This window comes from Rhodococcus sp. R1101, assembly GCF_000278445.1.
Classification (GTDB): domain Bacteria; phylum Actinomycetota; class Actinomycetes; order Mycobacteriales; family Mycobacteriaceae; genus Rhodococcus; species Rhodococcus gordoniae.
This window is the reverse complement of the sequence record NZ_AJVB01000732.1, coordinates 1-1,283: the sequence shown is the minus strand read 5'-3', so window position 1 is coordinate 1,283 and position 1,283 is coordinate 1. Positions and strand designations below refer to the sequence as shown.

At 70.2% G+C, this 1,283-nt stretch carries 1 protein-coding gene; it reads left to right on the top strand.

Annotation, left to right across the window (positions count from 1 at the left end; all coding sequences use genetic code 11):
- Nucleotides 1–88: 88 nt before the first annotated feature.
- On the top strand, nucleotides 89–1,198 hold the full coding sequence (gene dapC, locus R1101_RS0123695; protein ID WP_016935648.1) for a succinyldiaminopimelate transaminase: 1,110 nt from the start codon (nucleotides 89–91) through the stop codon (nucleotides 1,196–1,198).
- Nucleotides 1,199–1,283 lie beyond the last annotated feature (85 nt).

Here is a 1,283-nt window from a genome sequence, read left to right as displayed (position 1 = left end):
AAGCTCGGCAAGGTCGACTACGACCCGCCGTTCGTCAAGAACCTCCCTCCCATGGGCGAAGAGTGACGAACGGGCCGGTGGAACTGTCGTGAGCACGCGTGTCCGCCGTTCGGTGGCGAAGAACCTGCCGGACTTCCCCTGGGATTCCCTGACCGACGCGAAGGCGAAGGCCGCGGCGCATCCCGAGGGCATCGTCAACCTGTCGGTGGGCACACCGGTCGACCCGGTCGCTCCCGTGATCCGGGAGGCGCTCGTCTCCGTCGCCGAGGAGCCCGGCTACCCGGTCACACACGGCACCGCCGAACTGCGGCGGGCGGCCGTGGGTGCGCTCGAGCGCCGCTACGGCATCACCGGTCTGGACGACGCCGCGATCCTGCCGGCGATCGGTACCAAGGAGATGATCGCCTGGCTGCCGTCGCTGCTCGGTCTCGGCGCCGACGATCTCGTCGTCATCCCCGAACTGGCGTACCCGACCTACGAGGTGGGCGGCCTGCTCGCCGGCACCCGCATCATCCGCGCCGACGGGCTGACCCGCCTCGGACCCGAAGTGGCGTCGCTGGTCTTCGTGAACTCGCCGTCGAACCCCACCGGCAAGGTGCTCGGTCCCGACCACCTGCGCAAGGTCGTCGACTGGGCGCGCAGCCGCGACGCGATCGTCGTCTCCGACGAGTGCTATCTCGGACTCACCTGGAAGGGTGAGGCCCTGTCGATCCTGCACCCGAGCGTGTGCGGGGGCGACCACACCAACCTCCTCGCGGTGCACTCGCTGTCGAAGACCTCGAATCTCGCGAGTTACCGGGCCGGTTTCGTCACCGGCGACGCCGACCTCGTCGCCGACCTGCTCGAGGTCCGCAAGCACTCCGGCATGATGCTGCCGCTGCCGATCCAGGCCGCGATGACCGCGGCACTGAACGACGACGAGCACGAGAACGCGCAGCGCGAAAAGTACCGCACGCGTCGCGAGGTGCTCCTCGGGGCCGTGCGCGGCGCCGGCTTCACCGTCGACCACTCGGAGGCGGGCCTGTACCTGTGGGCGACGCGCGGTGAGGAATGCCGCGCGACCGTCGACTGGTTCGCCGAACGAGGAATCCTCGTGGCGCCCGGCGAGTTCTACGGTCCCGGCGGTGTCCTGCACGTCCGGATCGCGCTGACCGCCACCGACGACGACATCGCCGCGGCCGCTGCCCGGTTGCGCTGATCGAGCGCGGTCCCCCCTCTCGACCCGACGCCCGGCGGGCGGGTCGCCGGTAGATTGGCCCCGTGAGTTCGTCCGGTGAGGATCC